This is a genomic window from Dolichospermum heterosporum TAC447 (assembly GCF_024584745.1).
Lineage (GTDB): Bacteria > Cyanobacteriota > Cyanobacteriia > Cyanobacteriales > Nostocaceae > Dolichospermum > Dolichospermum heterosporum.
Genome location: NZ_CP099464.1, coordinates 5,053,546 through 5,080,000, shown reverse-complemented (window position 1 = coordinate 5,080,000; position 26,455 = coordinate 5,053,546). Strand labels below are relative to the sequence as shown.

Annotated in this window: 30 protein-coding genes and 1 pseudogene (1 of these 31 cut by a window edge); 15 read left to right on the top strand and 16 right to left on the bottom strand. The window is 36.1% G+C overall.

Annotated features, from left to right (window positions below; all coding sequences use genetic code 11):
- The 6 genes from NG743_RS23170 to NG743_RS23145 all read right to left on the bottom strand — a co-directional run.
- Positions 1 to 272: the 5' portion of a glycosyltransferase family 4 protein gene (locus NG743_RS23170; protein WP_257120976.1), read on the bottom strand. Its footprint begins 973 nt before the window's first position; the window shows 272 of its 1,245 coding nt (coding positions 1–272); the start codon lies at positions 270 to 272; its stop codon lies beyond the left edge, outside the window.
- A 1,044-nt stretch (positions 273 to 1,316) separates the two neighbouring features.
- Positions 1,317 to 1,652, bottom strand: coding sequence for a hypothetical protein (locus NG743_RS23165; RefSeq protein ID WP_027401640.1), 336 nt, complete (start codon positions 1,650 to 1,652; stop codon positions 1,317 to 1,319).
- 340 nt (positions 1,653 to 1,992) lie between these two features.
- Positions 1,993 to 3,519 (bottom strand): ferredoxin:protochlorophyllide reductase (ATP-dependent) subunit B, encoded by a 1,527-nt coding sequence (gene bchB, locus NG743_RS23160; protein WP_027401641.1) that lies wholly within the window; start codon positions 3,517 to 3,519, stop codon positions 1,993 to 1,995.
- Between the two features lie 253 nt (positions 3,520 to 3,772).
- Positions 3,773 to 4,054 carry a type II toxin-antitoxin system RelE/ParE family toxin gene (locus NG743_RS23155; RefSeq protein WP_039204992.1) on the bottom strand — a complete coding sequence of 94 codons (282 nt, stop codon included), beginning with the start codon at positions 4,052 to 4,054 and terminating at the stop codon, positions 3,773 to 3,775.
- Positions 4,035 to 4,265 carry a hypothetical protein gene (locus NG743_RS23150; protein ID WP_257120974.1) on the bottom strand — a complete coding sequence of 77 codons (231 nt, stop codon included), beginning with the start codon at positions 4,263 to 4,265 and terminating at the stop codon, positions 4,035 to 4,037. The genes NG743_RS23155 and NG743_RS23150 overlap by 20 nt, the downstream gene beginning before the upstream one ends.
- Before the next feature lie 48 nt (positions 4,266 to 4,313).
- Positions 4,314 to 4,520: an addiction module protein gene (locus NG743_RS23145; RefSeq protein WP_027401644.1), complete on the bottom strand. Its 207-nt coding sequence runs from the start codon at positions 4,518 to 4,520 to the stop codon at positions 4,314 to 4,316.
- A 380-nt stretch (positions 4,521 to 4,900) separates the two neighbouring features.
- On the opposite strand from NG743_RS23145, the gene NG743_RS23140 reads away from it, so the two are divergent.
- From NG743_RS23140 to NG743_RS23110, 7 genes are all read left to right on the top strand, one after another.
- Complete coding sequence (locus tag NG743_RS23140) at positions 4,901 to 5,191, top strand: hypothetical protein (protein WP_027401645.1); 291 nt, start codon at positions 4,901 to 4,903, stop codon at positions 5,189 to 5,191.
- 84 nt (positions 5,192 to 5,275) lie between these two features.
- The gene (locus NG743_RS23135; protein ID WP_257120973.1) at positions 5,276 to 8,125 is read left to right on the top strand and encodes a UvrD-helicase domain-containing protein; all 2,850 of its coding nucleotides are present in this window, start codon (positions 5,276 to 5,278) and stop codon (positions 8,123 to 8,125) included.
- Positions 8,126 to 8,182: 57 nt separating this feature from the next.
- The gene (locus tag NG743_RS23130) at positions 8,183 to 8,440 is read left to right on the top strand and encodes an AbrB/MazE/SpoVT family DNA-binding domain-containing protein (RefSeq protein WP_027401646.1); all 258 of its coding nucleotides are present in this window, start codon (positions 8,183 to 8,185) and stop codon (positions 8,438 to 8,440) included.
- Between the two features lie 85 nt (positions 8,441 to 8,525).
- Entirely contained in the window at positions 8,526 to 9,338 is an 813-nt protein-coding gene (locus NG743_RS23125) for an Rpn family recombination-promoting nuclease/putative transposase (protein ID WP_027401647.1), read from the top strand.
- A gap of 222 nt (positions 9,339 to 9,560) precedes the next feature.
- Positions 9,561 to 10,916, top strand: coding sequence for a UDP-N-acetylmuramoyl-tripeptide--D-alanyl-D-alanine ligase (locus NG743_RS23120; RefSeq protein ID WP_027401648.1), 1,356 nt, complete (start codon positions 9,561 to 9,563; stop codon positions 10,914 to 10,916).
- Positions 10,917 to 11,250: 334 nt separating this feature from the next.
- Entirely contained in the window at positions 11,251 to 11,454 is a 204-nt protein-coding gene (locus NG743_RS23115) for a hypothetical protein (protein ID WP_257120972.1), read from the top strand.
- A 124-nt stretch (positions 11,455 to 11,578) separates the two neighbouring features.
- The gene (locus NG743_RS23110; RefSeq protein WP_071992789.1) at positions 11,579 to 11,839 is read left to right on the top strand and encodes a hypothetical protein; all 261 of its coding nucleotides are present in this window, start codon (positions 11,579 to 11,581) and stop codon (positions 11,837 to 11,839) included.
- A 107-nt stretch (positions 11,840 to 11,946) separates the two neighbouring features.
- On the opposite strand, the gene NG743_RS23105 is transcribed toward NG743_RS23110, so the two are convergent.
- Both NG743_RS23105 and NG743_RS23100 read right to left on the bottom strand, forming a co-directional pair.
- Positions 11,947 to 12,276, bottom strand: coding sequence for a hypothetical protein (locus NG743_RS23105; protein ID WP_168466069.1), 330 nt, complete (start codon positions 12,274 to 12,276; stop codon positions 11,947 to 11,949).
- Positions 12,277 to 12,732: 456 nt separating this feature from the next.
- Complete coding sequence (locus NG743_RS23100; RefSeq protein ID WP_027401651.1) at positions 12,733 to 13,134, bottom strand: fasciclin domain-containing protein; 402 nt, start codon at positions 13,132 to 13,134, stop codon at positions 12,733 to 12,735.
- 117 nt (positions 13,135 to 13,251) lie between these two features.
- Here NG743_RS23100 and NG743_RS23095 point away from each other — a divergent pair, with 117 nt between their 5' ends.
- Entirely contained in the window at positions 13,252 to 14,190 is a 939-nt protein-coding gene (locus NG743_RS23095; RefSeq protein ID WP_027401652.1) for a putative 2-dehydropantoate 2-reductase, read from the top strand.
- Between the two features lie 136 nt (positions 14,191 to 14,326).
- On the opposite strand, the gene NG743_RS23090 is transcribed toward NG743_RS23095, so the two are convergent.
- The 7 genes and pseudogenes from NG743_RS23090 to NG743_RS23065 form a co-directional block, all read right to left on the bottom strand.
- A complete protein-coding gene (locus tag NG743_RS23090; protein ID WP_035081470.1) occupies positions 14,327 to 14,884 on the bottom strand; it encodes a CBS domain-containing protein in 558 nt (185 codons plus the stop codon).
- A 159-nt stretch (positions 14,885 to 15,043) separates the two neighbouring features.
- Complete coding sequence (locus NG743_RS27025) at positions 15,044 to 15,097, bottom strand: CP12 domain-containing protein (RefSeq protein WP_371316545.1); 54 nt, start codon at positions 15,095 to 15,097, stop codon at positions 15,044 to 15,046.
- A 9-nt stretch (positions 15,098 to 15,106) separates the two neighbouring features.
- Positions 15,107 to 15,499: pseudogene (locus NG743_RS23085) on the bottom strand (CBS domain-containing protein); the annotation flags it as partial.
- The gene (locus NG743_RS26725) at positions 15,496 to 15,855 is read right to left on the bottom strand and encodes a hypothetical protein (protein WP_306459814.1); all 360 of its coding nucleotides are present in this window, start codon (positions 15,853 to 15,855) and stop codon (positions 15,496 to 15,498) included. The pseudogene NG743_RS23085 and the gene NG743_RS26725, both read right to left, overlap by 4 nt.
- A 21-nt stretch (positions 15,856 to 15,876) precedes the next feature.
- The gene (trxA, locus tag NG743_RS23075) at positions 15,877 to 16,227 is read right to left on the bottom strand and encodes a thioredoxin (protein ID WP_051424255.1); all 351 of its coding nucleotides are present in this window, start codon (positions 16,225 to 16,227) and stop codon (positions 15,877 to 15,879) included.
- A gap of 185 nt (positions 16,228 to 16,412) precedes the next feature.
- Entirely contained in the window at positions 16,413 to 17,018 is a 606-nt protein-coding gene (locus NG743_RS23070) for a nucleoside monophosphate kinase (RefSeq protein WP_257120971.1), read from the bottom strand.
- Between the two features lie 382 nt (positions 17,019 to 17,400).
- Positions 17,401 to 18,069 (bottom strand): RNA-guided endonuclease InsQ/TnpB family protein, encoded by a 669-nt coding sequence (locus NG743_RS23065; protein ID WP_257120970.1) that lies wholly within the window; start codon positions 18,067 to 18,069, stop codon positions 17,401 to 17,403.
- Between the two features lie 53 nt (positions 18,070 to 18,122).
- Between NG743_RS23065 and NG743_RS23060 the strand changes: the two genes are divergently transcribed.
- The 3 genes from NG743_RS23060 (at position 18,123) to NG743_RS23050 (ending at position 20,203) form a co-directional block, all read left to right on the top strand.
- Complete coding sequence (locus tag NG743_RS23060) at positions 18,123 to 18,311, top strand: hypothetical protein (protein ID WP_306459813.1); 189 nt, start codon at positions 18,123 to 18,125, stop codon at positions 18,309 to 18,311.
- Positions 18,312 to 18,431: 120 nt separating this feature from the next.
- Positions 18,432 to 18,773: a recombinase family protein gene (locus tag NG743_RS23055; protein ID WP_027401655.1), complete on the top strand. Its 342-nt coding sequence runs from the start codon at positions 18,432 to 18,434 to the stop codon at positions 18,771 to 18,773.
- A gap of 245 nt (positions 18,774 to 19,018) precedes the next feature.
- A complete protein-coding gene (locus tag NG743_RS23050) occupies positions 19,019 to 20,203 on the top strand; it encodes a CBS domain-containing protein (protein ID WP_257120969.1) in 1,185 nt (394 codons plus the stop codon).
- A 319-nt stretch (positions 20,204 to 20,522) separates the two neighbouring features.
- Here the strand turns inward: NG743_RS23050 and NG743_RS23045 are convergent, their stop codons facing one another.
- Positions 20,523 to 22,064 carry an FAD-dependent oxidoreductase gene (locus NG743_RS23045; RefSeq protein ID WP_257120968.1) on the bottom strand — a complete coding sequence of 514 codons (1,542 nt, stop codon included), beginning with the start codon at positions 22,062 to 22,064 and terminating at the stop codon, positions 20,523 to 20,525.
- Between the two features lie 83 nt (positions 22,065 to 22,147).
- Between NG743_RS23045 and NG743_RS23040 the strand changes: the two genes are divergently transcribed.
- The 4 genes from NG743_RS23040 to NG743_RS23025 all read left to right on the top strand — a co-directional run bounded on the left by NG743_RS23040 (position 22,148) and on the right by NG743_RS23025 (position 26,449).
- Positions 22,148 to 23,515, top strand: a complete 1,368-nt coding sequence (locus tag NG743_RS23040; RefSeq protein WP_027401658.1) for a DNA cytosine methyltransferase — start codon at positions 22,148 to 22,150, stop codon at positions 23,513 to 23,515.
- Between the two features lie 367 nt (positions 23,516 to 23,882).
- Complete coding sequence (locus tag NG743_RS23035; RefSeq protein ID WP_152540426.1) at positions 23,883 to 24,092, top strand: hypothetical protein; 210 nt, start codon at positions 23,883 to 23,885, stop codon at positions 24,090 to 24,092.
- 21 nt (positions 24,093 to 24,113) lie between these two features.
- The gene (locus NG743_RS23030; protein WP_027401659.1) at positions 24,114 to 24,308 is read left to right on the top strand and encodes a hypothetical protein; all 195 of its coding nucleotides are present in this window, start codon (positions 24,114 to 24,116) and stop codon (positions 24,306 to 24,308) included.
- 281 nt (positions 24,309 to 24,589) lie between these two features.
- The gene (locus tag NG743_RS23025; RefSeq protein WP_027401660.1) at positions 24,590 to 26,449 is read left to right on the top strand and encodes an NAD(P)H-quinone oxidoreductase subunit F; all 1,860 of its coding nucleotides are present in this window, start codon (positions 24,590 to 24,592) and stop codon (positions 26,447 to 26,449) included.
- The last annotated feature ends 6 nt before the right edge of the window (positions 26,450 to 26,455 follow it).

Below are 26,455 nucleotides of genomic sequence, written 5' to 3'. Positions count from 1 at the left end.
ATTATATTTCCTAGCCAGTGATCACAGCAAGCCGGAAAATTAAGAAAATTAACCCAACGATAAACAGGAAATTGTTGGGATTTATCGAATTTCTTATCTCCAGCACAACTACCAGCTAAAACAATTACCCGATCTGGATCTTGTAAACAGCGATTATAGACATATTCACCAATTACAGCCTCGTCTGGGCGAAATATTCGGGAAATAACGAGGATATCTGGGTAAGCTGTTTTATGTCTAACTTGTGACCCTAGTTGTGATATATTTTCCATAATTAAGCTTGATAAATTAACTGGAATTAGGGTATTATCTTAAATTCAATAAAAAGCTGTTACTTCTGTTCGGTTGTAGCACTACTAAATTCTTGCTGAATTTTGCCGGATATAGAAATAAAGTTTTTAGATATTGCTGATTCAAAAAAAATGCAATACCTTTATTAAATTTGTGAGCATTCAGATTCAGTCAAAATAATAACGGATTTTAGAGTTGTCTGAGATTATTTTTATCAAATATTTCTCCTCTATATTCCCGACTTACCAAGTATTATGACTCCTGAATTGTTATTAAAATTATCAAACACCTGACTGACAAAACTACAAATTGTTACCCTATTTTACCGCTGATCATTGTCCGATTTGCCCAGGTTTACTAATGCTAGATAATTTACCTGCATAATTAAAGATAGTCATGATTTAGAGCTAATACTGCCAAGAGATTACTCAGAAACTGCTTGGAAAATTGTTAAATCTAACTATTTCCCTTAGAATACCCTAAATACTGGCTATTTTAGTGCCAAATCGCCAGAAAATATTAGTGGTCTTGTAATCTGAGTCATAGCATTTACTTGCAAATAATGATTTAATAACCCTGATTATTTCTACCTTTGTTGATTAGGGGTATCAATCATTGCATTTAGCCCAGCTTAAATTTGAATACCTTTAAATGGTAATCGTAGATATATTTCCCATAATAAAGCCTATTTTCAAGGCTAATTTCTTAATCCAACTCAACAATTGATAAATGGCAAGTGTAAAATTTATAATTGTCACTGCACTTACATCACTGATAAAAAGTAAAACCCCCTAAAATATAAGTGCTGAATATTCCATCTCTATCCGGAAAAAATTAGTTAGTAGCAACAATACCTTGTCCATTTTTTGTAGGTCGGGTTAAGCGACAGCGCAACCCGACGCACTTGTTGGGTTTCGTACCTCAACCCAACCTTGTATCTGAGTAATTCATAAGAGTTGTTTTAAAGATCAAATAAAGAGTATCCATTGAGAATGGATACCAGTACAAAAGTATTTAAAGCTATCTTAGCAACCTATAGCATCCCTAAGTTTGCGCTTCAAATCGCTAGAAATAGGTAAATCGTCAATTTCTTTACACAATTTTGCTACTGGCTCTTTTTTCTTTCGCTCCAGATATATTCCTGTTAAAAGACCATCAATACCATATTTACCTAGAGCATCTGCTACTAATCCAGCAACTCCAAGAGCCGCAATACCACCTATCATTCCAAATGGTCCGCCCAAAGCTGCTAAGGCCGTAGTTATAGCAGCACCTCCAGCTAGACCAGTAGCGGCCATTGTCACTACAAGCAATACACCAGGTAAACCTAAAGCCGCAACCTTTCTGACTACTTCATCCATATAGTTATTGAATTAACTTAACTGGGTTTAATTTGATACGGAGAATGGGTATAAGAGTATTCCAACTAAAAAAATGCCCAATTGTCATTGAGTGGGTGTTCTCTTCCCGTAGGATAGTGACAGGTTTTAGATCATTTATTGCTTGAAACACTCTAAGAGACTTCCAAATGAAAAAATGTCCCAAAACTGATGCAGAAATTCTCTCTCTGTGTACTCTGTGCCTCTGTGGTTCGTTTCTTAGGATAATTTATTTCTTGGAAGTCTCTAACTATAAACACTAATATAAAAAAAGCAAGTAGCGAAGGTTAAAATATTCGCCCTCACTACTCACTCTTCTTACCTACGCACCTACAGATTCCTTAGCTGCATACAACACCTCAGCGGAGATATCTTTAAACCCACGTTCACGGGCAAACTTTTCGGTATTTCGCTTCACTTTTCCGCGCACGAAACCAGGAATCTTATTCAATTCCGCTTGACCATCTTTTGTCCAATTCAAACCAGATTCTGCGGAAATTCCTTTGGTAATTACTTCCTTTGTATCGTGTCCACCAAAGATTTCTAAAAGGTGATCTTCCATTCCCAAAGTGAAGGAATTGTAGATTAAATCAGTGATTTGATTTGTGCCTTCATAACCCATAAATGGTTTGTAACCAATGGGGAAATTCTGCACGTGAATTGGTGCTGCAATGACACCACAAGGAATATCCAACCGCTTACCAACGTGGCGTTCCATCTGTGTACCAAATATAGCAGAAGGTTCAACGCGAGCGATCGCATCCCCGATTTCACCATGATCATCTGTAATCAATACTTCATCGCAATATTCGCTCACCTGTTCTCTAAACCAGTCAGCATCATACTTGCAATAAGTACCAGCCCACACCACGTGAATCCCCATTTCCCGTGCCAGAATCTTGGTTAAAGCCGCCGCATGAGTATTATCACCAAAAACCACCGCTTTCTTCCCAGTCAAGTTCTGACAGTCAATAGAACGGGAGAACCAAGCCGCTTGGGATACGTGCAAAGTTTGTTCATTAATGAAGTCTTCATAATTAACTTCCGCACCTTGGGCGTTAATCACTTGCTGAATTTTACGGATACATCTAGCAGTTTCCACCACACCCATCGGCGTAATATCTACGTAAGGTGTCCCGAATTGTTCTTCTAAATATTTAGCTGTAGTTAACCCCAGTTCCCGATAAGGAATTAAGTTAAACCAAGCTTGAGGCATAGTTTTTAACTCGTGAACAGACGCACCTTCAGGAATCACAGTATTTACCTGAATTCCCAAATCAGTCATTAACCGCTTCAGTTCAGTGACATCATGGTTATTGTGGAAACCCAGAGTAGAAACCCCGATAATGTTAACTGAGGGTTTAGCCGTTTTCTCTGTGGTTAATTCCCCGCGCTTCCGGGCTTTCTCAATGTAATATTGGACGATTTGTTGTAAAGTCCGGTCTGCGGCTTGTAATTCATTGTAGCGGTAATGGTTCACGTCCGCCAGCATTACGTCCCCTTTCGCTTCCAACTGCGCCCGTTCGACAAAGTTATGCAAGTCCTCTTGCAAAATACTGGAAGTGCAGGTAGGAGTTAAAACGATTAAATCTGGGTGTTCTTCCGCGTCTTTGCGGATGATGTTGTCTACTACCTTTTCTTGAGAACCTCGCGCTAAAACGTTTCTGTCAACGACGCTGGTTGTAACTGGGGTAAAGTTCCTCTCCCGCGATAGCATAGAACGCATAACGTTGAAGTAATCATCACCCAGGGGTGCGTGCATGATAGCATGAACGTTTTTAAAAGAACTCGCAATCCGCAAAGTTCCAATGTGAGCGGGTCCCGAATACATCCAGTAAGCTAACTTCATCCTGTGTTCTCCCTTGACAAGTTAAATAACTATAAGTGCTTGATTATTAAATCGTTTCTGATTTTCTCAAACCTAACCGCTTTGAACAAATAAGGTTTGTTGCGAGGTTATTTGACGTGAGAGAGGGTGAAACCTAGTTGCTGACTGGGTTATGGCTGATTATTTAAACAATATTTATGTTGTTTAAGTAAATAAATCTTAATGATTTGCAAAATATTTATATCAAAATCAACCATTGTTGAAAAAATTCATTTTAATAAACCTCATCATGGCTGCCAATATCTATCAATAAAATAACCATTTCTAATAACTCCTCATCCTCAGAGAAGTTAAAGATAATTCTACAGTCATACGCAACAGAACAAGACCATAAACCTGCTAACTCTCCTCCTAATTTATGAGACTTCAAAGACGGGGTAAATGGATCATCTGCCAAAAGTATTAACACGTTAATAATTTGATTTTTTAATTGTGGGTTTTTCTTTGTAATCTTCTTGAAAGACCTCTTAAATCCACTACTCCAAACAACTTCCATCATCATCTCCTAGTAAATCAGCAATCAAATCATCAACAGTTCCTCTCTTTGCTGTACCATTTTTAAAAGCCTGTTTAACTTCCTCTGCATTAGTTAAAATTTCAGTTCGTTTTTGATTAATTCGTTGTTTTTGCAAAAACTCAAATAAATACTCTCGATCTTCTGTGGGTAAATTTTCGATAGAATTAATAATTTCCTGTAAAGTCATCATAGAACCTCCTAGTTAAGTAAATCATACGTTTTTTAATTCTATTTTAAGTCATAAAGCTATTTCTTCAGAAATTGGCTCAACGGTATGATTCTGTATTTCATCTCTGCGTTTTTTAGCTTCTGTGTTCCAACTTTTTTGGATATTTTGATCAATACCAGATTCTTCTAGACTTTCAATTAGTTTTTCTACTAAAAATACTCTAGTAGAACTGGGTAAAGACAAGGCTTCCTGAATTAATTCTTCAACTGATAGCATAATTATTTATATTCTTGTGTAAATTGAATTGAGAATAGGCACAAAGAAAGACTTTATCCACAAGCTATTTTATCATTCTTTCTGTGGAAATGTGATATTAACTATGACTGTGTTTCTACATTATTTCGTTTTGACTAAATTTCATCGTGTATTTCTCTAGTGCAACCGTTTTACAGCGGTTTCCGCTCTTATGAGGTACATCTTAGCCCCCTCATCGCTTGCGGGGAGGGGGTTGGGGGTGGGGTTCTTGTACCTCATAACACCGAGAAGTGCTGTATTTCAAACACCTTCTATCAACCAGGAAAAATTTTACCAGAAAGTTGACTTAAACTTAATAGGTGTGTACTATACATTAGTCTGTATATTTTATAGGTGAGTATATGTCTCGTGTATTAGAAGCAGTAATAAATAGTCTTGATAGTTTAATAAAGGAAGAAGGTTCTCTTTATGAACGGTTAATTGTTGCGTCTAAGAGCATGGAGACTGTTTGCGCTGAGTTAAATATTCCAAAAATCACGGAACCTACCCCAGAAGACATAATAGAACAGGTTAAAAAAGTTGCACAACTTTTAAACAGTTTAGATCCAGCGACTAATCAGGATAAACTTGAAGAAGTAGTTGATGAGATAATGGCTTTATATCATGTTTCTATGAAACAACAAAATTATTAACTAAAAAAATATAATTTTAGGTATCATAGGTAATATTTAAAGCTATTTTTTAGCAAGATAGCTGATTTTGATTTGGGGTCGCTTATGGATAGTAGTTCACAGATTGATACTGTTCAAAAGTTTGCAGAGGTTATTGGTGATAATGATGACCTATGGAGTCTTTTAATTGAAAGAGAAGTGAGTCGCTTTGATAGCAATCTTGGATATGAGCATATAATCGCAAAAGGACGTATCATTGATGATGTAACATTTAGTAACAAGGGAAAAGTGATTGAAATCAAACATTTAAAGTCTTCTCATTTATTAGTGATAGTAGATTATGGAGTAGGCTTAATGTTTCATTATGATAAAAAACAATTTATCAGAAAATTTAATCATATTGAACCCTCTATAATATTTGACCAAGGTAAAAAACTATCTTTACTACAAAACATAAAGATTGAACGCTCTATAATATTTGACCAAGGTAAAAAACTATCTTTACTACAAAATATAAAAGACGAATTTGAAAACAACTTTCTTAATGCCGACAACTTTTATCAACTTCATTGTACTGAATACATATCATCTCAAGAATATAAATCTGAAAAATCAAAGTACATACAAAATTGGGTGAAAACAAATTTAAACTTCTCTCATGACCTTGAACAAGCAGCAGCAATTGGTACTGTTGAAAATCATATACAAGTAATAGCTAGGGCTGGTAGTAGTAAAACATCAACCTTAGTCAACCGAGCGATATTTTTACAGAAACATTGTGATATTGCACCAGGGGAAATGTTACTTTTAGCCTTCAATCGCAAAGCAGCAGAAGAAATACGAGAAAGTCTAAAGTTACAATTACAAAATTCTGTTCCCCATGCAATGACTTTCCATGCCTTAGCTTATGCCTTAGTTCATCCCGAAAATATTCTTTTTGATGAACCAGATGGAGAACAGAAGCAAAGCCGCGCTCTACAGATTGTAATTAATGATTACTTACGCGACACAATATTTTATGCAAAAATACGCGACTTGATGATGGCAGCATTTCATGAAGACTGGGAGCGCATAATTTCAGGTGGCTATGATAAAACTCCAGAAGAAATGCTGCGTTATCGTCGCTCATTACCAAGAGAAGGAATTGATGGTAAATACTATAAATCTTTTGGTGAAAAACTAATTGCTGACTTTTTATTTGAACATGGTATTAAATACAAATATGAACGTAACTTTTGGTGGAATGGCATAAATTACCGTCCTGATTTTACAATATTGACTGGAGAAAAAGAGGGAATAGTTATTGAATATTTTGGACTAGAAGGAGATCCAGATTATGATGATATGTCTCATGAGAAGCGAGAGTATTGGGCAAATCGTCCTAACTGGCAGTTAATAGCATTATCACCAAAACCTCTTAAAGATCAAGGAGCAGAATTTTTTTGTGAATTACTCAAGGATAAGTTAGAAAATTTAGGTATTCAATGTAACCGATTGAGTGAAGAAACAATTTGGTCAAGGATAAAAGATAGATCAATAGATAGATTTACGACAGTAGTAAAAGGATTTATTCAACGATGCCGTAAACTTTCTTTAACTTCAGAAGAGTTAGGACAAATTATTTATAAACACGAATGTGTGAGTAAGATTGAAAAACAATTTTTGGATTTAGCATATAGATTTTATAAATCCTATTTAAGATGCCTTGAGGATAGAGGTGAGGAAGATTTTGATGGACTAATGCAAAAAGCTGTAGAGGTACTTGCATCAGGACAAACTATATTTCGCCGTAAATCAGGAGTTGGTGATTTAAAGAGTCTCAGATACATCATGATTGATGAATATCAAGACTTTTCGGAACTATTCTATAATCTAATAGAAGCCATCAGAAAGCAAAATCCTCAAGCACTATTTTTCTGTGTTGGTGATGACTGGCAAGCAATAAATGGGTTTGCTGGTTCTGATCTGCGATTTTATCAGAATTTTCACCAATTTTTCCAACCATCACAGCAATTACATATAGCTACAAATTACCGTTCAGCTTATTCTATTGTTGGTATTGGTAACAAGTTAATGCAAGGATTGGGTACTCCTGCTCGCGCTCATAAAACTATCTCAGGAATAGTTAATATTGCTGATATGTCTAGTTTTGAACCAACTCCCACAGAGCAAGAAAATTATTCTGGTGACAATATAACACCTGCTATCTTACGTCTAATTAACAAGACTATTAAACAAGGTAAAAAAGTAGTATTACTCAGTCGAAAAAATAGTTTACCTTGGTATGTGAATTATCAAAATAAAAGGAGTAAATATAAAAATAGTACACTTGATAGTTTTTTAGAATTAGTGCGCTCATACCTTCCTGAAGAATCAAAAAAATCAGTAACTATATCAACTGCACACAAATATAAAGGTCTTCAAAAAGATGCAGTTATAATACTTGATGCTATTCCTCGTTGTTATCCCTTGATACATCCTGATTTAATGTTTACCCGTGTCTTTGGTGATAGCATTGAGTCTGTAGTAAATGAAGAAAGACGTTTATTTTATGTGGCTTTAACTCGTGCAGTTGAAACTTTATTTATTATTACAGAAAGTACAAATTCATCACCTTTTCTTGACGAATTAAACAGGAGAACAGAAATTTCTATATTAAATTGGTCAGATTATCAAACTTTTATTGGTGTGGGGACTGTACAGTATATTACTGTTAAAGTTGGTAATCAAATTGGTAAAGGTAGCAATGGTACTTACACAATTAGCCATTTGTTGAAAGCTGAAGGTTATGAATGGAATAAAACAAAAAAAGTTTGGTATCGTACCTATCCAGCAGAAGGTTTTTCAATTCCAGAATATTTTAATAATGCAAATTGTATTTCTCAAGCTGTGGGAATTGAAGTGCGGTTTTATGACGACGCGGAAAATGAATTAGCATTTTATCATATTGACTAATATAGCTATGAATATATGTTAAAATTGGATTACCATAAATAGTGGAAAATTATTGCAATGGAAATTACTAAACTATCAACTCAAGGTCAAATTACTATTCCCCAAGTTTTAAGAGATCAGTATCATTGGCAAGATGGACAGGAATTAATAATAATTAATTTAGGGGATGGAATTTTATTAAAGCCTAAAAAAACTTTTCCAGAAACAACATTAGATGCTGCTGCTGGTTGTTTGAATTATCAAGGAAAAGCCAAAACAATTGAAGAAATGGAACAAGCGGTAGCACAGGGAATAGAAGAATTAGGTCATCAATGATTGCTATTGATACTAACATTATGTTTAGAGATGAAAAATTTATTAAAAAGTCTCAAAATTTTACAGTGTTTAACAACTTTTTAAAATGAAAACAGACAGCATATTTTACCGATTATTTCAAGAAATACCCAGCATATTTTTTGAACTCATTGGTAACTCTCCCCAACTAGCAGAACTTTATCAATTTTCATCAGTTGAAGTCAAACAAACAGCCTTGAGAATAGATGGAGTTTTCTTACCTAACCAAAATACAGATAACCCCATCTACTTTTTAGAAGTACAATTTCAATCAGATAAGGATCTCTACCATAGACTTTTTAGCGAAATATTTCTTTACATTCGCCAAAACAACCCCAAAAATCACTGGAGTGCTGTAGTTATCTATCCAACCAGCAGCATAGATACAAAAGATATTCAGCATTATCAAGAATTTTTCACCAGTCAACGAGTGAGAGTGATTTATCTCGATGAATTAGCAGAAACAACATCTTTACCCATTGGTATTGCTACAATAAAACTAATCATCGCTAACGCAGATAATTCCATTACCCAAGCTAGAGAATTAATCACCAGAACTAAACAAGAGATAAATTCTCAACTTCAACAGCAACAACTCTTACAAATTATCGAGACAATTTTAATTTACAAGTTTCCAAGAATGAATAGGGAGGAAATAGAAGCCATGTTTGGATTAAGTGAGTTAAAACAAACCCGATTTTATCAAGAAGCAAAAGAAGAGGGAAAGGAAGAAGGTGAACGCAAAGCTAAGTTAGATGCAGTTCCTGGTTTGATAGGATTAGGTTTAACTAAAGAACAAATCGCACAAGTTTTAAATTTAAGTCTGGAAGAAATTAGCCAGATTATCCAACAACAGAATATCAACACAAAGGACAAATAAAAATGATTTAATCAGTTCCAGAAAATACTACTGTTGAAGAAAAGGAGATTACCTAATCAATAGAATTAAACAAGAGATAGATTCTCCACTTCAACAGTAATACGTATTACAAATCATCTAAACCAGTTTAGTGTATAGAACTTCACAAAAATAAATCTTCAATGAAAGTGACACAAAAAATGATAAGGTTATTACCTTTAAAATACCCTATCGTTTATCAGTATGTCAGTCTCTATCACTATCTCTCAACTGCTTGAAGTTCTTATCGCTGAACCTGTGAATGTATCTGTATCTACCTTAACTCAGTTGGCTATGGGGATACAAACAGATACCCGCATTTTGCAACCAGGGGAAGTGTTTTTGGCTTTGCGAGGAGAAAAGTTTGACGGACATGATTTTGTACCCACAGCGATCGCTCAAGGGGCTATAGTTGCAATAGTTGATCATCATTACGAAAATCCCGGTTTTCCGGTTTTGCGGGTTAAAGATACTTTAAAGGCATATCAACAAATTGCTAAATGGTGGCGCGAAAGCTTTGCTATTCCTGTAATTGGGATTACAGGTTCAGTAGGTAAAACCACAACCAAAGAATTAATTTCCGCAGTTTTAGCCACAAAAGGCAAAGTTCATAAAACCTACGGGAATTTTAATAATGAAATAGGTGTTCCCAAAACTCTTTTAGAATTGACGAAGCAAGATAACTTTGCTGTGATCGAAATGGCTATGCGGGGAAGGGGACAAATTGCCGAATTGACAGAAATTGCTAAACCGACAATTGGGGTAATTACTAATGTAGGCACGGCGCATATTGAGTTACTTGGTTCAGAAGAAGCCATTGCAGAAGCTAAATGTGAATTATTAGCAACCATGCCAAATGATAGTATTGCTATTCTTAATTATGATAATCCATTATTAATGGAAACGGCAGCGAAGTTCTGGCAGGGTAAAGTTATCAGTTATGGTTTTTCTGGTGGCGATATTCAAGGAGAATTAACTGATAATGAAACTGTAGAAGTTGCAGGAATGCGTCTACCTTTACCTTTACCAGGTCGTCATAATGCTACCAATTTTTTAGCAGCTTTAGCAGTAGCCAAGGTATTAGAAATTGATTGGCAATTATTACAATCTGGTATTATGGTAAATATGCCCACAGGTAGAAGTCAACGCTTTACTTTAGCTAATGATGTGGTGATTTTAGATGAAACCTATAATGCCGCCCCAGAAGCCATGTTAGCAGCTTTGCAGTTGTTAGCAGACACACCCGGAAAGCGAAAAATTGCGGTTTTAGGGGCAATGAAAGAACTAGGAGAAAGATCCCCAGAACTTCATCGAAAAGTTGGAGAAATGGTCAAGAATTTGCATCTGGATGGTTTATTGGTATTAGTTGATGGTCAAGATGCGGAAATTATTGCTAATAGTGCCGATAATATATCTTGCGAATGTTTCACAAATCATGCTGATTTGGTAACAAGATTAAAAACATTTATGCAAACAGGCGATCGCTTATTATTCAAAGCCGCCCATTCTGTGGGATTAGATCGAGTTGTTAACCAATTGCGGGCAGAATTTACCAATTAAAAATTCCTGGTATTTCAGACAAAACAAACTTAATTAAGTCTGGTTTTTCGGATAAATATAATACACCGAAAAAATAACTTTTTTCTAGAGATGTTGCATGAAACATCTCTACCATATAGCAAAAAATCAAAATAAAAAGTCTTTTAGTCAAGAAAAAATAATTACTAATTGCCATCAATAACTAGACAAAACTATTTCAATAACGTCTTATTCATTGGGATTAAAGCCTTGAATTTATAAATTCTTTTTGAAAGAATAAAAACTAAGGTTAGTGCATATCACATCTAATCTTACTTATCTTTTATCAAGATAATACATACAAGGAGGAATTATCATGGCTAATATCCAAATATCCGCATTACTTCCTGTTGGTTATGATTTATTTAATGATGCTGCTAGTTTTATGAATGAACTAGCTACCGATGAAGTACAAAACGTTCTCGGTGGTGGTTATCATCATCATCATCATAGCTGTCATTCTCATCACAACCATCATTACTCTCACAAAAGTCATAACGGGAGATATTGGGGTTATTAAAATTCAAAAGATAGCTGTTAACTAACAGCTATTACTAATAGTTAGAATAGTAATTTCTACTTTTACTACTATTCTGACTGTTTATGTATTTTTGGTCAAGAAAATATCTCAAAGAGGAATGATCGTGGCTAATATCCAAATATCCCCACTACTTCCTGTAGGCTATGATTTATTTAATGATGATACTAGTTTTCTTAATGAACTAGCTACCGACGAAATACAAACCATTCTCGGTAGTGGTCATCATGGCAGTCATTATGGTGGTTATAGCGGCAGTTATAGCGGCAGTTATAGCGGCAGTTATATCGGCAGTTATGGCGGCAGTTATAGCGGCAGTTATGGCGGCAGTTATAGCGGCAGTTATAGGGGTGGTTTTTCTCACTAACACTAAACATTGCTAGAGTAAAATCCCCGACTTCTTTAAGAAGTCGGGGATATAGAAAGTTGAAATAAAATTACGTTTTTACTTCTAACTTTTGATTGATACTGTCATTATTTACCTAGAGAAAATAATTGTAGAGGATTTCCCCGCCAGATAATTACTAAAAGATTAGTTAATAAACAGGTGACAGCTAGGGATAACAAGACATACGTGGGTAACATCACTACACCAATCATAAACCAAGTATAAACGTGCAGCATCATGATTGCAGCAAATGTACAGGCTAGTGTCACAGATGCCCAGACTTGACGCATGGGACGATTTAGAAACGCGAGGATAATCGTTAATAAGGTAGTCAAGACATTAGCCGGGACTAGAAAGCCACAGATACCTATACAGTGATTGCGGGAAAATTCAGTTAAGGTGTGAAAATCTAACATTAATTTTGGGGGATAGGTAATTGTAGGTTCTTATGATTAGGTTTTATTATAAATTCCAGGTTACTTAAGTAATCTTATCTCAAAAGTGAGTGGTTACACCATTTATGTTACATTTTTTAAAGAATTAGCCCTAACAACTCAATTTCTTAATTTTAATTATAAGTAGGTTAGCATTGAAAATCGTCGTTATGGCAAGGCAAGAGGCACTCATGCAAGAGGGTTTGGGCGATTTTACTTTTCTTTACACAGATTGGTTTTATTCTGTTCACCTACTTACTCAAAACGGCTTGATTGTTTGATTCTAAAGGTAGGGGGTAAAGTATGAGCTAAACCCCTACACATCTGGGTTCTTTGTCATTTGGCAAAAGTTTAAATCTCACCCATGTTTAGTATATAGAGACGTTGCTTCCAGCGTCTCTATCAGAATGTCAAAATCAAAAAATTCAGCTTGTGGGACTAACCCATCAAAATCACAGTATCAATAACGTGAATTACACCATTATCAGCAATAATATCTGCTGCTAAAACTGTGGCGTTTTTCACCTCAAAACCATCTTCACAATTAATTTTGATGGGAGAACCTTCCACAGAATTGACTGTACCTAGTTTCGCTAAATCATCCTTTGTTAACTTTCCAGGAACAACGTGATAGGTTAAAATCCGTGCTAACTGGGGAATATTTTGTAATAAAGTTGTAATTGTGCCTGGTGGTAACTTAGCAAAAGCGTCATCAGTGGGTGCAAACACGGTGAATGGACCTGGACTTTTTAATGTTTCCACTAACCCAGCAGCAGAAACAGCAGCTACCAAAGTTTTAAACGCATCATTACTAACTGCAATATCAACAATATCAGCCATGAATTTTACCTCTCTAGCAAAGCTTCTACAAGATAGTAAATCATGTTTAAGTTTTATTAATGACAATTCTGATAAAATATAGTCTGATGATTTTCTTCAGTTTTTTTTATACATCAAATGGATAAACGCACTTATGCAATATTAGGAACCGGCGCATTAGGTGGATTTTATGGCGCAAAACTCCAAAAATCTGGTTTAGAAGTTCACTATTTACTCAAAAGTGATTACCAACAGGTAAGGGAAAATGGTCTCATTATTGAGTCTAAAGACGGTGATTTCACCCTCTCCCAAGTTAATGCTCATAACAATGTAGACAAAATGCCACCTTGTGATGTGGTAATAATATCACTAAAAACAACCCAAAATCAACTTTTACCCCATTTATTACCACCAATAGTTAAAGATGACGGGGTAGTATTGGTATTACAAAATGGACTGGATATAGAAGCAGAAGTTGCAGAAATTGTCAATAATGTCAGCATTATTGGGGGTTTATGTTTTCTCTGTGCTAATAAAGTTGGACCAGGACATATTCATCATTTAGATTATGGACAAATTACTTTAGGTGAGTATAAATCTAATTATCAATTAACCGGCATTACTAAAAAAATGCGGGAAGTTACCACAGATTTTGAAAATGCTGGTATATCTATAGAAATGTTAGAAGATCTACTATTAGGACGTTGGAAAAAGTTAGTCTGGAATATTCCCTATAATGGCTTATCTGTAATTCTTGATGGGAGAACAGATGAATTGATGACGGATATTCACACTCGTCAGTTAGTGGAAAGTTTGATGTGGGAGGTAGTCGCAGGGGCAAAAAGTACCGGGAGAATCATTCCTGAAAGTTTTATTCAAACCATGTTAGATTACACCACAAAAATGAAACCCTACCGCACCAGTATGAAAATTGATTTTGATGAAAAGCGTCCTTTAGAAGTAGACGCAATTTTTGGTAATCCATTAAGAAAAGCAGAATTAGCAGGTGTAAATTTGCAGCAAATTCGTTGTTTATATCAACAATTAAAGTTTTTGGATATGAAAAATAGAAGTTAAATCTAAATCCTGACTCATCCTCTAAAAAAAATGGACAAATCAACTATCTCTATAGGTGTTATTTAAAGGGACAAAGGCAAGAAAAAACCTTTACCCCTATGAGAATTTTGGGCAAATCAGGCAAGGCAAATAATATTTATTCGACAACATTCTCCTTCACTAATCTTTGGTCAGATGCTACTGCCAGAAGTTCTTCTACAATATCCCAAGCTGCTGCACATTCACGAGAAGAATCGCCCTTAGTTGTACAAATTGTTCTCGCTTCTTCCCGTGCAACTTCTATTTCGTCTTCAATAAAGATGCGTTTTGGATTTTCAAACAAATCACTTTTTCTGAGGATATCGGTAATTGAGACGATTCCTAATAGCTTACCTTTAATTACAGGAGCGCGACGGATGCCTGTATTGGCAAATAAGCGGGCTACATACTCCACACCAAGTTCAGGATTGACAACAATACAAGGCTTGGTCATAATTTCATAAACTCGCACTTGTTTGGAGTCTTTACCGTAAGCAGCAACTTTATAAACAATATCAGTTTCACTGACCATACCATAGGGGTCATTTTCTGTGCGAGGTTCAACAATTAAAGAGCGCAAACCTTTATATTTCATTAAATCTACAGCTTCTGCTACGGTTGCTGAACCACGAATTGTTACAACTTCTGTGGTCATTATGTCTTCAGCTTTCATCATCGGTTTATAAGTTCCTATCAATAGTTGGATTGAAATTTGTGGGTAACTTTTGAATTGTCATGAATTTGCAAAAATCCCGTTTCAGCTTTCTCCAGATTGCTCATTATTCTTATGTAAATGAGTATGCTTAACTGGGCAAAAAAACATGAATTATTGGATTTAATCTTCGTAAACTCTGGCTTCTAAAGCATCGGGAAATTCCTGACAATACATCTCAAAATAGCTTTTTGGATTTTCCACAAAGTCACTTTTTCTGAGAATATCAGTAATTGAGATGATTCCTAATAGTTTACCTTTAATGACAGGAGCGCGACGGATGCCTGTATTAGCAAATAAGCGGGCTATATACTCCACACCAAGCTCAGGATTGACGACAATACAAGGCTTGGTCATAATTTCATAAACTCGCACTTGTTTGGGGTCTTGACCATAAGCACCAACTTTATAAACAATATCAGTTTCAGTTATCATGCCATAGGGGTCATTTTCTGTGCGAGGTTCGACAATTAAAGAGCGCAAATGGCGTTCTTTCATCAGTGCTACAGCTTCTGCTACGGTTGCTGAACCGCGAATTGTCACAACTTCTGTGGTCATTATGTCTTCAGCTTTAATCATGGTTGAGATCCTGAAAGTAATGAGTATGAATTTTTGGGATTTTCATTTGGTAAATGTCTACATATGGGGGAGAATAAAATAGATTTACTCATCTCTAATATGTGCTGTTTAGAAACTTCTGGAGAAAGATTAGATGTCGTTAATGGTTGAAAATTACTTGGTATTCCAGGTGCGTAAGCTTCAATGACACTTCCATCCAGAGAGCGTATTACCATCAGGTAGTCACAAACTGGACACTCTGTGCGGATAATTTGATTAATCAAAGAATACTTGTGAGCTAGTTTTTCATCAGTTAAAAACTGACGTTTTGCTTGACTACCGCAATTAGGACATGGAAATATATACGCTCTCTGCATGGAGAAACCCCCTCAAGAATGTTAAAGTATTTTGTTTAAAGCCGTGGTGAATTTTTCATAGGGAACTACCCCAACAACTATTTCTGATAATTCACCTTTATTGAAAAACATAACTGCGGGAATACTGCGAATACCGTACTCTTTAGCAATGCTTTGATTTTCGCCGTCACCAACATCTAATTTGACCACTTTTACCTGATCTTTGTATTCTTCGGCTAGTTTATCCATTAAAGGAGCAACCATCCTACAAGGTCCGCACCAAGTTGCGGTACAGTCCATGACAAACAACTCTTCCGCCTCTAATAGCGATTCAAATTCTGATTTTTGGATATATTTAACAAGACTTTCATTCAGACTTTCAGAAGTAGCCATAGGTTTCTCCAGCAAAAATTTAAATTGGTGATTATGTAGTTGTAAGATGGAAAATTGTCAAATAATTGAGGTTATTTGTTGAGGTAACGCAATGCTCAGAAGTTCTATAACTCTGATGCCATAGAAATTGTAATCTTTTGATTTTTCTTTTCTTTCGCATAAAATAGGAAATATTTTTCCAGCAGTTAAATTTTTTTATTTGCTGTTAAATAAGATTTGGCAACGGAATCTTGTAAAAACTGAGTTACTATTTCAACTGAGCGATCGCCATTAATCATAGTTAAACAATTTTGTTGGCGATAATACTGAATTAAGGACGCAGAATGCTCATGATAGAGTTCTATTCGCTTGTAAATACTATCACGACTATCATCTAGGCGGCTTTGTTGCAGTAACCTTGGCAACAAAACATCAATGGGGACATAAAAGCTAAAAACTTGGTCGTAAAGCTGTTTTGATGAAGTATTGTGGTTTTTAGCCTGGATTTCTAATAGTAGTTGATCAAGAAGTTTCGCCTGGGATAAGTTACCAGGAAATCCATCCAGAATCCAACCCTGTTGAGCAGAGGCATGATTTAAGCGTTGGCGGATGATATTCAGCAGGAAATCATCTGGAACTACATCACCTCTTTCTATATAGGGCTTGACTTTTAAGCCGAAAGAAGTCTCCTTGGCGATCGCCTGACGGCATATATCATCTATGGAAATATGCGGAATTTGCCATTGGCTTGACAGTGCTGCCCCCTGGGTACTCTTGCCAGCACCCGGTACTCCCAAGAAAATCAATCGCATTCAAACACCCCCTATTTCCAACTGAAAATGAGATGAAATCAACAACCAATAAGTAGTGAAACAGAATTAATTACACAATGTCATTGCGTTAACGTAGCGTGGCGTTAGCCATAGGGAACGAAGTGAAATGAAGCAATTCCAAGGGTTGTGATTGCTTCCCTTCGCTCGCAATGACTGCAAATATTTTTGTCCAATTACTTACAATCCGTTCTATAAAACTTACCCAAAATTACCAAAATCTAGACACATCTGGACAGCGATAATTTTGGTGTTTACTTTCTGCTTCATCGTGGTCTTAGAATGACTTCTAAGAGGTTTTTCCACTCGACAGACAATCTCGGTAGAACTTACCGTTTCTGACCGTAGTTCCTAAAAGGAACCGCTACGCTACAGGGATAAAAATATCCGCAAACCATCGGTCAATGTTCCGCGCTGCATTTAAGTCCCTATCGGCTTTATAGCCACAATCAGGACAAACATAAACGCGGTTTTTTAATGGCATTTTATGACGATGATTCCCACAGTTAGAGCATATTTGAGAACTGGGGAAGAACCTATCCACAAGGATTAATTCACTCCCGAACTTCTCGGTTTTATACTCTAACTGTCGTTTGAACTCATACAATCGTACCCAACCGATTGACGGTAATTTAATTCTTTTACCATCGTTTTTAATTAACGGTTTCGCCTTAGTCCCTGACTCTAAATAAAAAGAATCGTGCTGTCCTTTTTTCTTGAATCGGGGTTGTTTCGATGTTTTGGAAAAACACCTATCCCATGCTTGGCGTAAGTCAGTTAACGCCTTTTGTGGGACATTTTTGTTAACTTCGTAATACCAAGCGTGTTCAGATTTAACCTCGGCGACTAACTTTTTATGCAAGTCAATCGCTGATGGTAATTTAAGTTTTTCGCCTTCTTTGCGAGTAGCTAAAATATCTATAACTTGAGCATTTGCCCAGTTATAGGCGTGTCTAGCTACTCCAGAAGCCTTGCGAAAAGCTGTAATCTGTCGGTTATTTGGAATTAGTGCAGTTTTGAATGATAAAAGCATTGATTCGACCTTTCAATGTTATATTGTAGTAAGTATACCAACGATTAAGGTTAATGTCAATGAGATTTGAGAAAAATAATAAACTTGGTGCTAAAAAAATCCTCAAAGCTGAGTTAGACGCTCAACCAATTTGTTTTAAAGGTCGGAAAGGGCAAAGGGAGAAAATTAAAACCGTCCCTGACTGGCCGCAACGGTTAAGGGATTTTGTTGATCAACTTATTGAAAACTTAGACAAACAGTAAGATAAGGATAGTTATGGGTAGAAATTATTTAGCTGTTTCTACCCCCAAATATAGGATTCCTCTAGGACTAACCAATATTTGAGATATCATATCTACAGAGGTGATTGAATTCTGAAAACAATGGCAACTGAAAAATCAAAAGACTCTTACCTGTGGGAAAAACTAGACCAAGCCAGGAAAGCGAAAGCTGCCAGTGGCGGCTATGCCGGCTATGGTTCACCTGCTTTTGGTCAACAGTCAGTTAATGGTGAACTAGTAGATAATCCATCTGAACAACAGATCATTGAATTAATTCGCCGTCACCACAAGTCAGGAAAATCACTTCCACAAATTGCCGCGTGGCTAAACCAGCAAGGATATACAACCAAGCGAGGGAGTCAGTGGCAACCTGTATCAGTTAAAAGAGTCCTAGACAGGCTATATGGTAAAATACAGAGGATTTCTGGCATGGATGAAGACTGATGTACTTATTGGCTCTGATTTAAAACCACAAAGCAAAAATGTCTTCTTTTGCCCCTATTTAGATAGGCCAGTTTAAATTTTATCCCCCATTTACCTTTTAATCGGTAAACCCTTTATATATAAACTGTTTCCTCTATTTATCCTTTACATCCCCCGTATCATAACTGAAATTTGTAGAAAATGATATATATATGACAAAAACTTTACAAAACTTCATAAATTAACTTCATCAGCTATTGTGAACCATGCAAATTGATGACCCACTCATTGGCGTTCCCTGTTTAGAAGAGGCGATAGATAGGTATCCACTGGTTGTTGCGCCCCAGACTTCCCTAATTGATGTTGTGAATTTAATGAATCAGACGCGAGGTAATAGTTGTTTATTACCTGATTTTGATTCAGCAATTGGCTTTAGTTCCATGCGAGGTACGCGTTCAAGTTGTATTTTAGTCATGGAAGAAACAGAAATACTGGGTATTTTCACAGAGCGAGATATTGTCAAACTTACAGCGGCGGGTAGAGATTTTGCTCATGTGAAAATAGCTGATGTCATGATGCATCCAGTCATAACCTTAGCGGAAACTGCATTTCGGGATATCTTTGCTGCACTGTTTTTGTTTCGACGATATCGGATTCGCCACTTAGTGATCACCAATGCAGAGAAACAACTCCTGGGGATTGTCTCCCCAGAAAGTATTAGGCAAGTTTTGCGCCCCACCAACTTGCTGAAAATGCGGCGGGTGTCAGAAGTAATGACCACTCAGGTAATTCATGCACCACCCACAGCCTCCGTACTCAGCTTGGCACAGATGATGGCGGAAAATCAAGTTAGTTGCGTGGTGATAGTCAAAACAGATTCCTGGAACGATGTCTTATCAGCTTTTAAACCAGTAGGAATTGTGACAGAAAGAGACATAGTCCAATTCCAAGCATTGGGATTAAATCTGCCTCAAATTCAAGCAAAAACAGTGATGAGTACACCCTTATTTTTGCTTAGTCCAGAAGATTCCCTATGGTCTGCCCATCAAGAAATGCAGCAGCGACGAGTGCAGCGATTAGTTGTATCCTGGGATTGGGGAGCAAAGTTAGCGATCGTCACTCAAACCAGTTTGTTACGGATATTTGATCCACTGGAGATGTATGGAGTCATAGAAACATTACAAATAACTGTAGCTCAATTGGAAACAGAGAAAGCTAAATATTTCCATAGCCAAACTAACTCCACCGAACTACCTCTACAGCCAGATTTAAAGCAGATACAGAAACAACATATAGTTGCTGACGAAAACTTAAATAACTTGATTGCTACTGTGCAAAGCCGGATAGAACATTTGATCAAAAACCCTGATTTATCCACAGAATTACAGCAAATGTATTTAGGTTTAGTGACAACGGAGATGGAAAAAATCCGCCATTGTCTTCATAGCTGAAAAAATATATAGGACTATTGTTTAGTAAGCATTCTAAAAATAAGATGCGTTTGCCCTGGGTTCTGGAACTAGCTCTTCATTAGATTCCATATCAGTTACTGCATCTTTTACTAAATCTGTAATAATATCAATATTAATACTATGTCAATGGGAGCGTTAAACTAATTTGACGTATAAAATCACAAAACCTCTATTCATAACCATTTACCAGATACAGCAGATTTCGCTCTAATGAGGTACAAACTTGAATCATGAAACTCTTGTAGTGCGGGCATCTTGCCCACTGGATATGTACCTCATCACACCGGAAAGTGCTGTATTATTCAGAATAATCACGACCAGAACCAAACTTCCATTTATCTATTAACCGATGCCAATAATATCGTTTTTCTGGTGATAGATTATTAACTAATATTTCTAATCTTGGACTTAGAGAGAACAAACTAGTATACACAATTAAATTAACATAATGTAACAGCCAATCTAATAAACTAAATAAACCAACTTGGGGAATGATTTTCGCAACTAATAAAGGATGAGATAAACCAGTTTTTAACAAAGTTTTTGTTAACGCCCCAAACTGAACAATATCTTGTAAAAAAGGTTTTAAAACAGGTGTTCCTAACTGCTGCATTTGGGCAAATACAGCGGAGAGTAATTGGTTAATTTGATGGGAATCAATTTTCTGATTTACACCTACACTCATCGCTTTTTGGAATAACCAAGTTACACTTAAACTCGGTTGATAGGGTTGCAATATTGCCAAAGATTGGGCAGATAATTGATCAGTTTTTAGTGCTTCTGCAATTCCCAAAGTTAACCTTTGTAAATGACGCACCATAGCCCCAAAACCACCAAAGCTTAAAGGTGATTGATTCCCGCTACTGTCTCCCACTGGTAAAATCCGACTCCAAGGGGTTTGCAGAGGACTTTGACGATAACTAGGAAAGAAACCAAACAACGCCCGTTGAAAATTTAGGCTATTAATTTCCACACCTTGATATCCTGGTAACAGGCGTAAATATTCATCAAATAAAGTTTCTAAACTTAATCGTTGTGCATCGGCATCCATATAAGTAAATAAATATGTGGTTCTACCATCCTTAGCTGGAAAAGCTTCCCAGAAATATTGACATTGATTTTCCAAAGCTGTGAAAGATAACAACAAGTCACCGGAGTTATTTTCCGCAAATCCTTTCGCACAACTTCCCACAACCAAACAAAGCGCATCTGGTTTTTTTCCTTGACGCGCTTGTTGGCTAATGGGGGAAAGATTTCCCATAGCATCCAATAACAATTTCGCGGTAAATTGGTTATTGAGCATAACTCCATTTGGGTGAACTACTGCATCATTAAATGGTGTATTTTCAAATAACTTTCCTCCAAGCTTAAGAAAGCGGGTTTTTAAGGTTTCCAGAAGATAAATAGGATTGACACCAATGTTAAGAACATCTTCTACCCATACTTCTGTCCCTCCTTGAAAGCTAACTCTTGCGGGATTATATTCTGTGACGATAGCTTGTGCTAATTCGTCTGCTGTCAACAATTCCAATTCCCGAAATACTTCTAACTCTTTGCGAGAAATATTCCATTCCTGTTCTCTTCCGCGCAAAATTCCCCTTTCTAGTAAGGCTACATCCATACCACGTACAGCTAAGGCGCAACCAATCAAAATTCCTAAAGTTCCACCGCAAATAATGACATCAAATTCTACAGATTCTAAATTTTTGGGATTTTCTTTAACTACGTTGGGTATGGGTGCGTTACCTTTTCGCAACGATGTTAATATACTGTCAGTACGACGCAAGCCGCCTAAAACATCGCCTGGGAGTTGGGAGAGAAGTTCTTCAGTTAGTGACATAAGGATTAGTTCCATCTATGTGTTTGGTGATATACTAAGTTTATAACTATGTGATAGTTAGTTAATAAAATTATCTAGGAAATATGAAGTCTATATTTTTACCAATACCAAAACAAATAGAATTACCTTTACAATTAGTGGCTCACCAAAAACAATTCACTTTTATTGATCTTTTTGCTGGTATTGGTGGATTTAGAATTGCTTTAAATAAATTAGGTGGTCAGTGTTTAGGATATTCTGAAATAGACAAACAAGCGATTAAGGTGTATCAGCAAAATTTCATTAGTTACTTTAATAAACATGAAATTGAGTTAGGAGATATTACCAATATTAGCGACCTTCCACCTAATATTGACATAATTGTTGGTGGTGTTCCCTGTCAACCTTGGTCTGTTGCTGGTCGTTTAAGGGGATTTGAAGACAAGCGAGGAAAATTATGGTTTGATGTAATTCGACTAGTGAATAAAAATCAACCTAAAGGATTCATTTTTGAAAATGTTAGTGGATTAGCAAGTCCTAAAAATCGGGATAATTTGGAACTGATTCTTAACGAATTGGCAAATACAGGATATTGCATGAAATGGAAAGTTCTTAATGCTTACGATTTTGGTTTACCTCAAAATAGAGATAGAGTTTTTATTGTTGGGATTAGAAGGGATATAGAAAGATGTCAGGAGTATAAATTTCCTAAACCTTTGAATATTCACCCAAAAGTTTTAGATATTTTGGATGAATTAAAAAATATTAATTTTGTTGAAAAAGTTAAACTAGATGCAAATACTTTATTTAAAGGTGTAATTCCACCATCAAGAACAAGATTTCAAAAAGATGATGAGTTAAATGATTTTTTCATTTTTTCTGATTTAAGAAATGGACATACAACAATTCATTCTTGGGATATTATCAATACTAGTGACAGAGAAAAAATGATTTGCTTAACACTTCTTAAATATAGAAGAAGCAAGAAATATGGCAATAAAGATGGTAATCCTTTATGTTTTGATGATTTCCGAGAAATCATCACTGATATAGAGATCAGTGAATTAAATATTTTAGTTAAAAAAGGAATATTCCGGTTAACATCTGATCATAAATATGAATTTGTAAATTCTAAAAATATGACAGGTATTAATAATATTTATAGAATTATTTTACCTACTGCTGAAATTTTCCCAACTTTAACTGCTACTGGTTCTAAAGACTATATTGCAACTGTGTCTATTCATGCTAATCATCCACAGGAATATAAAAATCTTTTCTTAGAAAAAATTTATCAACCGCAGAAATATATACCCATTACTGCAAAACACGCTTGTAAGTTACAAGGATTTCCTCTGAATTTTGAATACCACAAAAAAGATGAGGTTGCTAAAAAACAGTTTGGTAATGCTGTTCCTGTACCTGTTGTTGAATATGTAGCTAAAGAATTACTAAAGATTCTTGATATCTAACTAATTTGGATAAAAAATATCACGAAATTCTTCTGCAAAGTTTTCTTGTCCTAATTCAACAAAAAGTGATTGTAACTCCTCAAATGTATTTTCCTTTCCAGAACTTTTCTATTTTCTTACCTTTGAAAAAATTCCTAATTGATTTTTTGAGATTTTCTTTAATTATCTGTTTAATATGCTTATCCATAATTCAATTAGTATGATATGTTTATGTAATTATTCGCGCATAAACTGGATTAGACAAATATATAGTTTTAGCTAATTTTGTCATGTAAGAAAACATTACATTAGTTATGCGATTTCTGTGGACTGCTGAACGCTATCGCTTTGATCCCTTTTAAATTAAACATATTAATTTATTAATTTAGTGATAAGTACCTGGACAGAATTAATTACATATTGGTTATTTACCAATTCTTTGCCAGTCAAGGATTTCAGCCCGGATTTTTGTGTAATTAATTTTGTCCGATTACTTATATACGGTCATTCTCGTTATCTTATCAGTTTTGGATATATTTTGGCAAATGAAACTGATCTCAGAGTTTATGCCAATCTAGATATAGAAGTCTCTCAATAACTTAATTTACAGGAAACACCCATGAAGCGTTCTCAGATAGTTGCAATTATTACAGGGGCAATTTCTATACTTTTGGCGATCGCATACCTAATTGTTGTCCAGATTATTGATTACCGGGATATGAAACCAGCGCCCATTAGCCAACTCAGCCAACCGGTGATCATTACGGAAAGTAATTTCCCTAATTTCCACCTTGACATAATTGCTAAAGTGTAAAAGTGATGGGGTGGAAAATGCCGCCCCCATACTATAGAAAAATACAATCCATAGAGTTAAAATAATAGTTACTATTTAATAATTCAATGCTTTGAAATATAAGAATTCTTTACAAAAGGTATCGTGGATTTATCTAATTAAATAATTTATTTTTGGCACAGATAACGGTAAGCTATTTCTAATAATATTAAATAAAGATAAATTTCCCTTATCTGTGATCACTAGACTCAGTAGTTGGTGTATTTTCTTTAATTTTTGCTGCAAACTATAGAGGTAATTGAATGGCTCAGTATTTGCTAGACACTGTGTGGCTGATTCCGGTTTATGCTTTGATAGGCGGGCTTTTAGCCATACCCTGGTCTCCGGGGATCATTCGCAAAACAGGTCCTCGACCAGCGGGATATGTCAACATAGTAATGACCTTTGTCTCCTTTTTCCATGCCGTCTTTGCTTTCTTTGTTATTTGGAATCATCCAGCTAAAGAAGTATTTATTCCTTGGCTATCTACAGCAGGGTTACAACTAACCATTAATTTAGAAATTTCTGCCGTCAACGTAGGGGCGTTAATTATTATTACCGGCTTGAACTTGCTGGCGCAGATATATGCCATTGGTTATATGGAAATGGACTGGGGTTGGGGACGCTTCTTTTCCTTATTGGGATTATTTGAAGCTGGTCTTTGTGCCTTAGTTTTGTGTAACGATTTATTTTTCAGTTATGTAATTCTGGAAATCCTGACTTTGGGAACTTACCTATTAGTAGGTTTGTGGTTTAGTCAGCCCTTAGTAGTCACCGGGGCGCGAGATGCTTTTTTGACCAAACGGGTGGGAGACTTATTTTTATTAATGGGTGTCTTGGGACTGTGGACACTTTCAGGGACTTGGAATTATACAGAGTTAGCTGCATGGGCGACTACGGCGAATGTTGACCCGACAATTATTACTTTAGTGTGCTTGGGGTTAATAGCTGGACCTATGGGTAAATGCGCCCAGTTTCCTTTGCACTTGTGGTTAGATGAGGCGATGGAGGGACCTGTTCCCAGTACAATTTTGCGGAGTTCGGTGGTGGTTGCCAGTGGGGCATGGGTATTAATTAAATTGCAACCTGTGTTTAGTTTATCACCTGTGGCATCTTCGACGATAGTGGCGATTGGGGCGGTGACAGCGATTGGTGGGGCGTTAATTGCGATCGCTCAAATTGACATTAAACGCTGTTTATCCTATTCTGTCAGTGTTTACATGGGCTTGATATTTATTGCTGTAGGCACACAGCAGGATGAAACCGCATTATTATTAGTCATCACCCATGCCTTGTCCGCTGCATTATTAGTTATGAGTACGGGGGGAATTGTTTGGAACAGTGTCACCCAAGATGTTACCCAACTCGGTGGATTATGGTCACGCCGCCCCATGTCTGGGATAGCATTTATTATCGGTACATTGGGTTTAATTGGTTTTCCCCCTTTAGGTAGTTTTTGGGCATTGTTTAAATTAGCTGATGGTTTATGGGGAACACATCCGATTTTAGTAGGAATAGTTATTGTGGTTAATGCCTTAACTGCATTTAGTTTAACTAGAGAATTTGCTTTAATCTTTGGTGGTAAACCCAAACAAATGAGTGAACGTTCTCCCGAAGCTTTATGGTTGATGGTTTTACCAATGATGGTTTTATCTGGCTTTGTTTTGCATCTACCTTTAGTTTTACAAAGTTTATCATTACTTCCCGTCTGGGCAACATTAAATAAAGACGTAGCCCTGCTATTAATTTGGTCTAGTATCTTCGGTTGTAGTATTAGTAGCATCATCTATTTAGGCAACATTCCCAAACCAATTCGTTTACCCTGGCAAGGTTTACAAAACCTATTTGCTTACGATTTTTACACCCCTCAAATTTACAAAGTTACCATTATTTTCGGCGTTGCCCAACTTTCTAAATTTGCCGATATGCTGGACAGATTTGTAATAGATGGTATCGTCAATTTTGTGGGTTTATTTTCTCTTTTAGGTGGTGAAGGCTTGAAATATAGTAACAATGGGCAAACTCAATCTTATGCCTTAACAGTGCTTTTAGGAGTTGGTATTTTAGGTGCTTGGGTAACATGGCCTTTCTGGGGGATTCAACTCATGGATTTAATTTTCTAACTATCT

Bases quoted from the DNA above. Each gene is read 5' to 3' on its own strand.
- NG743_RS23165 (WP_027401640.1), bottom strand. From the start codon at position 1,652: ATGGATGAAGTAGTCAGAAAGGTTGCGGCTTTAGGTTTACCTGGTGTA.
- bchB (WP_027401641.1), bottom strand. From the start codon at position 3,519: ATGAAGTTAGCTTACTGGATGTATTCGGGACCCGCTCACATTGGAACT.
- NG743_RS23155 (WP_039204992.1), bottom strand. From the start codon at position 4,054: ATGGAAGTTGTTTGGAGTAGTGGATTTAAGAGGTCTTTCAAGAAGATT.
- NG743_RS23150 (WP_257120974.1), bottom strand. From the start codon at position 4,265: ATGATGACTTTACAGGAAATTATTAATTCTATCGAAAATTTACCCACA.
- NG743_RS23145 (WP_027401644.1), bottom strand. From the start codon at position 4,520: ATGCTATCAGTTGAAGAATTAATTCAGGAAGCCTTGTCTTTACCCAGT.
- NG743_RS23140 (WP_027401645.1), top strand. From the start codon at position 4,901: ATGTCTCGTGTATTAGAAGCAGTAATAAATAGTCTTGATAGTTTAATA.
- NG743_RS23135 (WP_257120973.1), top strand. From the start codon at position 5,276: ATGGATAGTAGTTCACAGATTGATACTGTTCAAAAGTTTGCAGAGGTT.
- NG743_RS23130 (WP_027401646.1), top strand. From the start codon at position 8,183: ATGGAAATTACTAAACTATCAACTCAAGGTCAAATTACTATTCCCCAA.
- NG743_RS23125 (WP_027401647.1), top strand. From the start codon at position 8,526: ATGAAAACAGACAGCATATTTTACCGATTATTTCAAGAAATACCCAGC.
- NG743_RS23120 (WP_027401648.1), top strand. From the start codon at position 9,561: ATGTCAGTCTCTATCACTATCTCTCAACTGCTTGAAGTTCTTATCGCT.
- NG743_RS23115 (WP_257120972.1), top strand. From the start codon at position 11,251: ATGGCTAATATCCAAATATCCGCATTACTTCCTGTTGGTTATGATTTA.
- NG743_RS23105 (WP_168466069.1), bottom strand. From the start codon at position 12,276: ATGTTAGATTTTCACACCTTAACTGAATTTTCCCGCAATCACTGTATA.
- NG743_RS23100 (WP_027401651.1), bottom strand. From the start codon at position 13,134: ATGGCTGATATTGTTGATATTGCAGTTAGTAATGATGCGTTTAAAACT.
- NG743_RS23095 (WP_027401652.1), top strand. From the start codon at position 13,252: ATGGATAAACGCACTTATGCAATATTAGGAACCGGCGCATTAGGTGGA.
- NG743_RS23090 (WP_035081470.1), bottom strand. From the start codon at position 14,884: ATGATGAAAGCTGAAGACATAATGACCACAGAAGTTGTAACAATTCGT.
- NG743_RS26725 (WP_306459814.1), bottom strand. From the start codon at position 15,855: ATGCAGAGAGCGTATATATTTCCATGTCCTAATTGCGGTAGTCAAGCA.
- trxA (WP_051424255.1), bottom strand. From the start codon at position 16,227: ATGGCTACTTCTGAAAGTCTGAATGAAAGTCTTGTTAAATATATCCAA.
- NG743_RS23070 (WP_257120971.1), bottom strand. From the start codon at position 17,018: ATGCGATTGATTTTCTTGGGAGTACCGGGTGCTGGCAAGAGTACCCAG.
- NG743_RS23065 (WP_257120970.1), bottom strand. From the start codon at position 18,069: ATGCTTTTATCATTCAAAACTGCACTAATTCCAAATAACCGACAGATT.
- NG743_RS23060 (WP_306459813.1), top strand. From the start codon at position 18,123: ATGTCAATGAGATTTGAGAAAAATAATAAACTTGGTGCTAAAAAAATC.
- NG743_RS23055 (WP_027401655.1), top strand. From the start codon at position 18,432: ATGGCAACTGAAAAATCAAAAGACTCTTACCTGTGGGAAAAACTAGAC.
- NG743_RS23050 (WP_257120969.1), top strand. From the start codon at position 19,019: ATGCAAATTGATGACCCACTCATTGGCGTTCCCTGTTTAGAAGAGGCG.
- NG743_RS23045 (WP_257120968.1), bottom strand. From the start codon at position 22,064: ATGTCACTAACTGAAGAACTTCTCTCCCAACTCCCAGGCGATGTTTTA.
- NG743_RS23040 (WP_027401658.1), top strand. From the start codon at position 22,148: ATGAAGTCTATATTTTTACCAATACCAAAACAAATAGAATTACCTTTA.
- NG743_RS23030 (WP_027401659.1), top strand. From the start codon at position 24,114: ATGAAGCGTTCTCAGATAGTTGCAATTATTACAGGGGCAATTTCTATA.
- NG743_RS23025 (WP_027401660.1), top strand. From the start codon at position 24,590: ATGGCTCAGTATTTGCTAGACACTGTGTGGCTGATTCCGGTTTATGCT.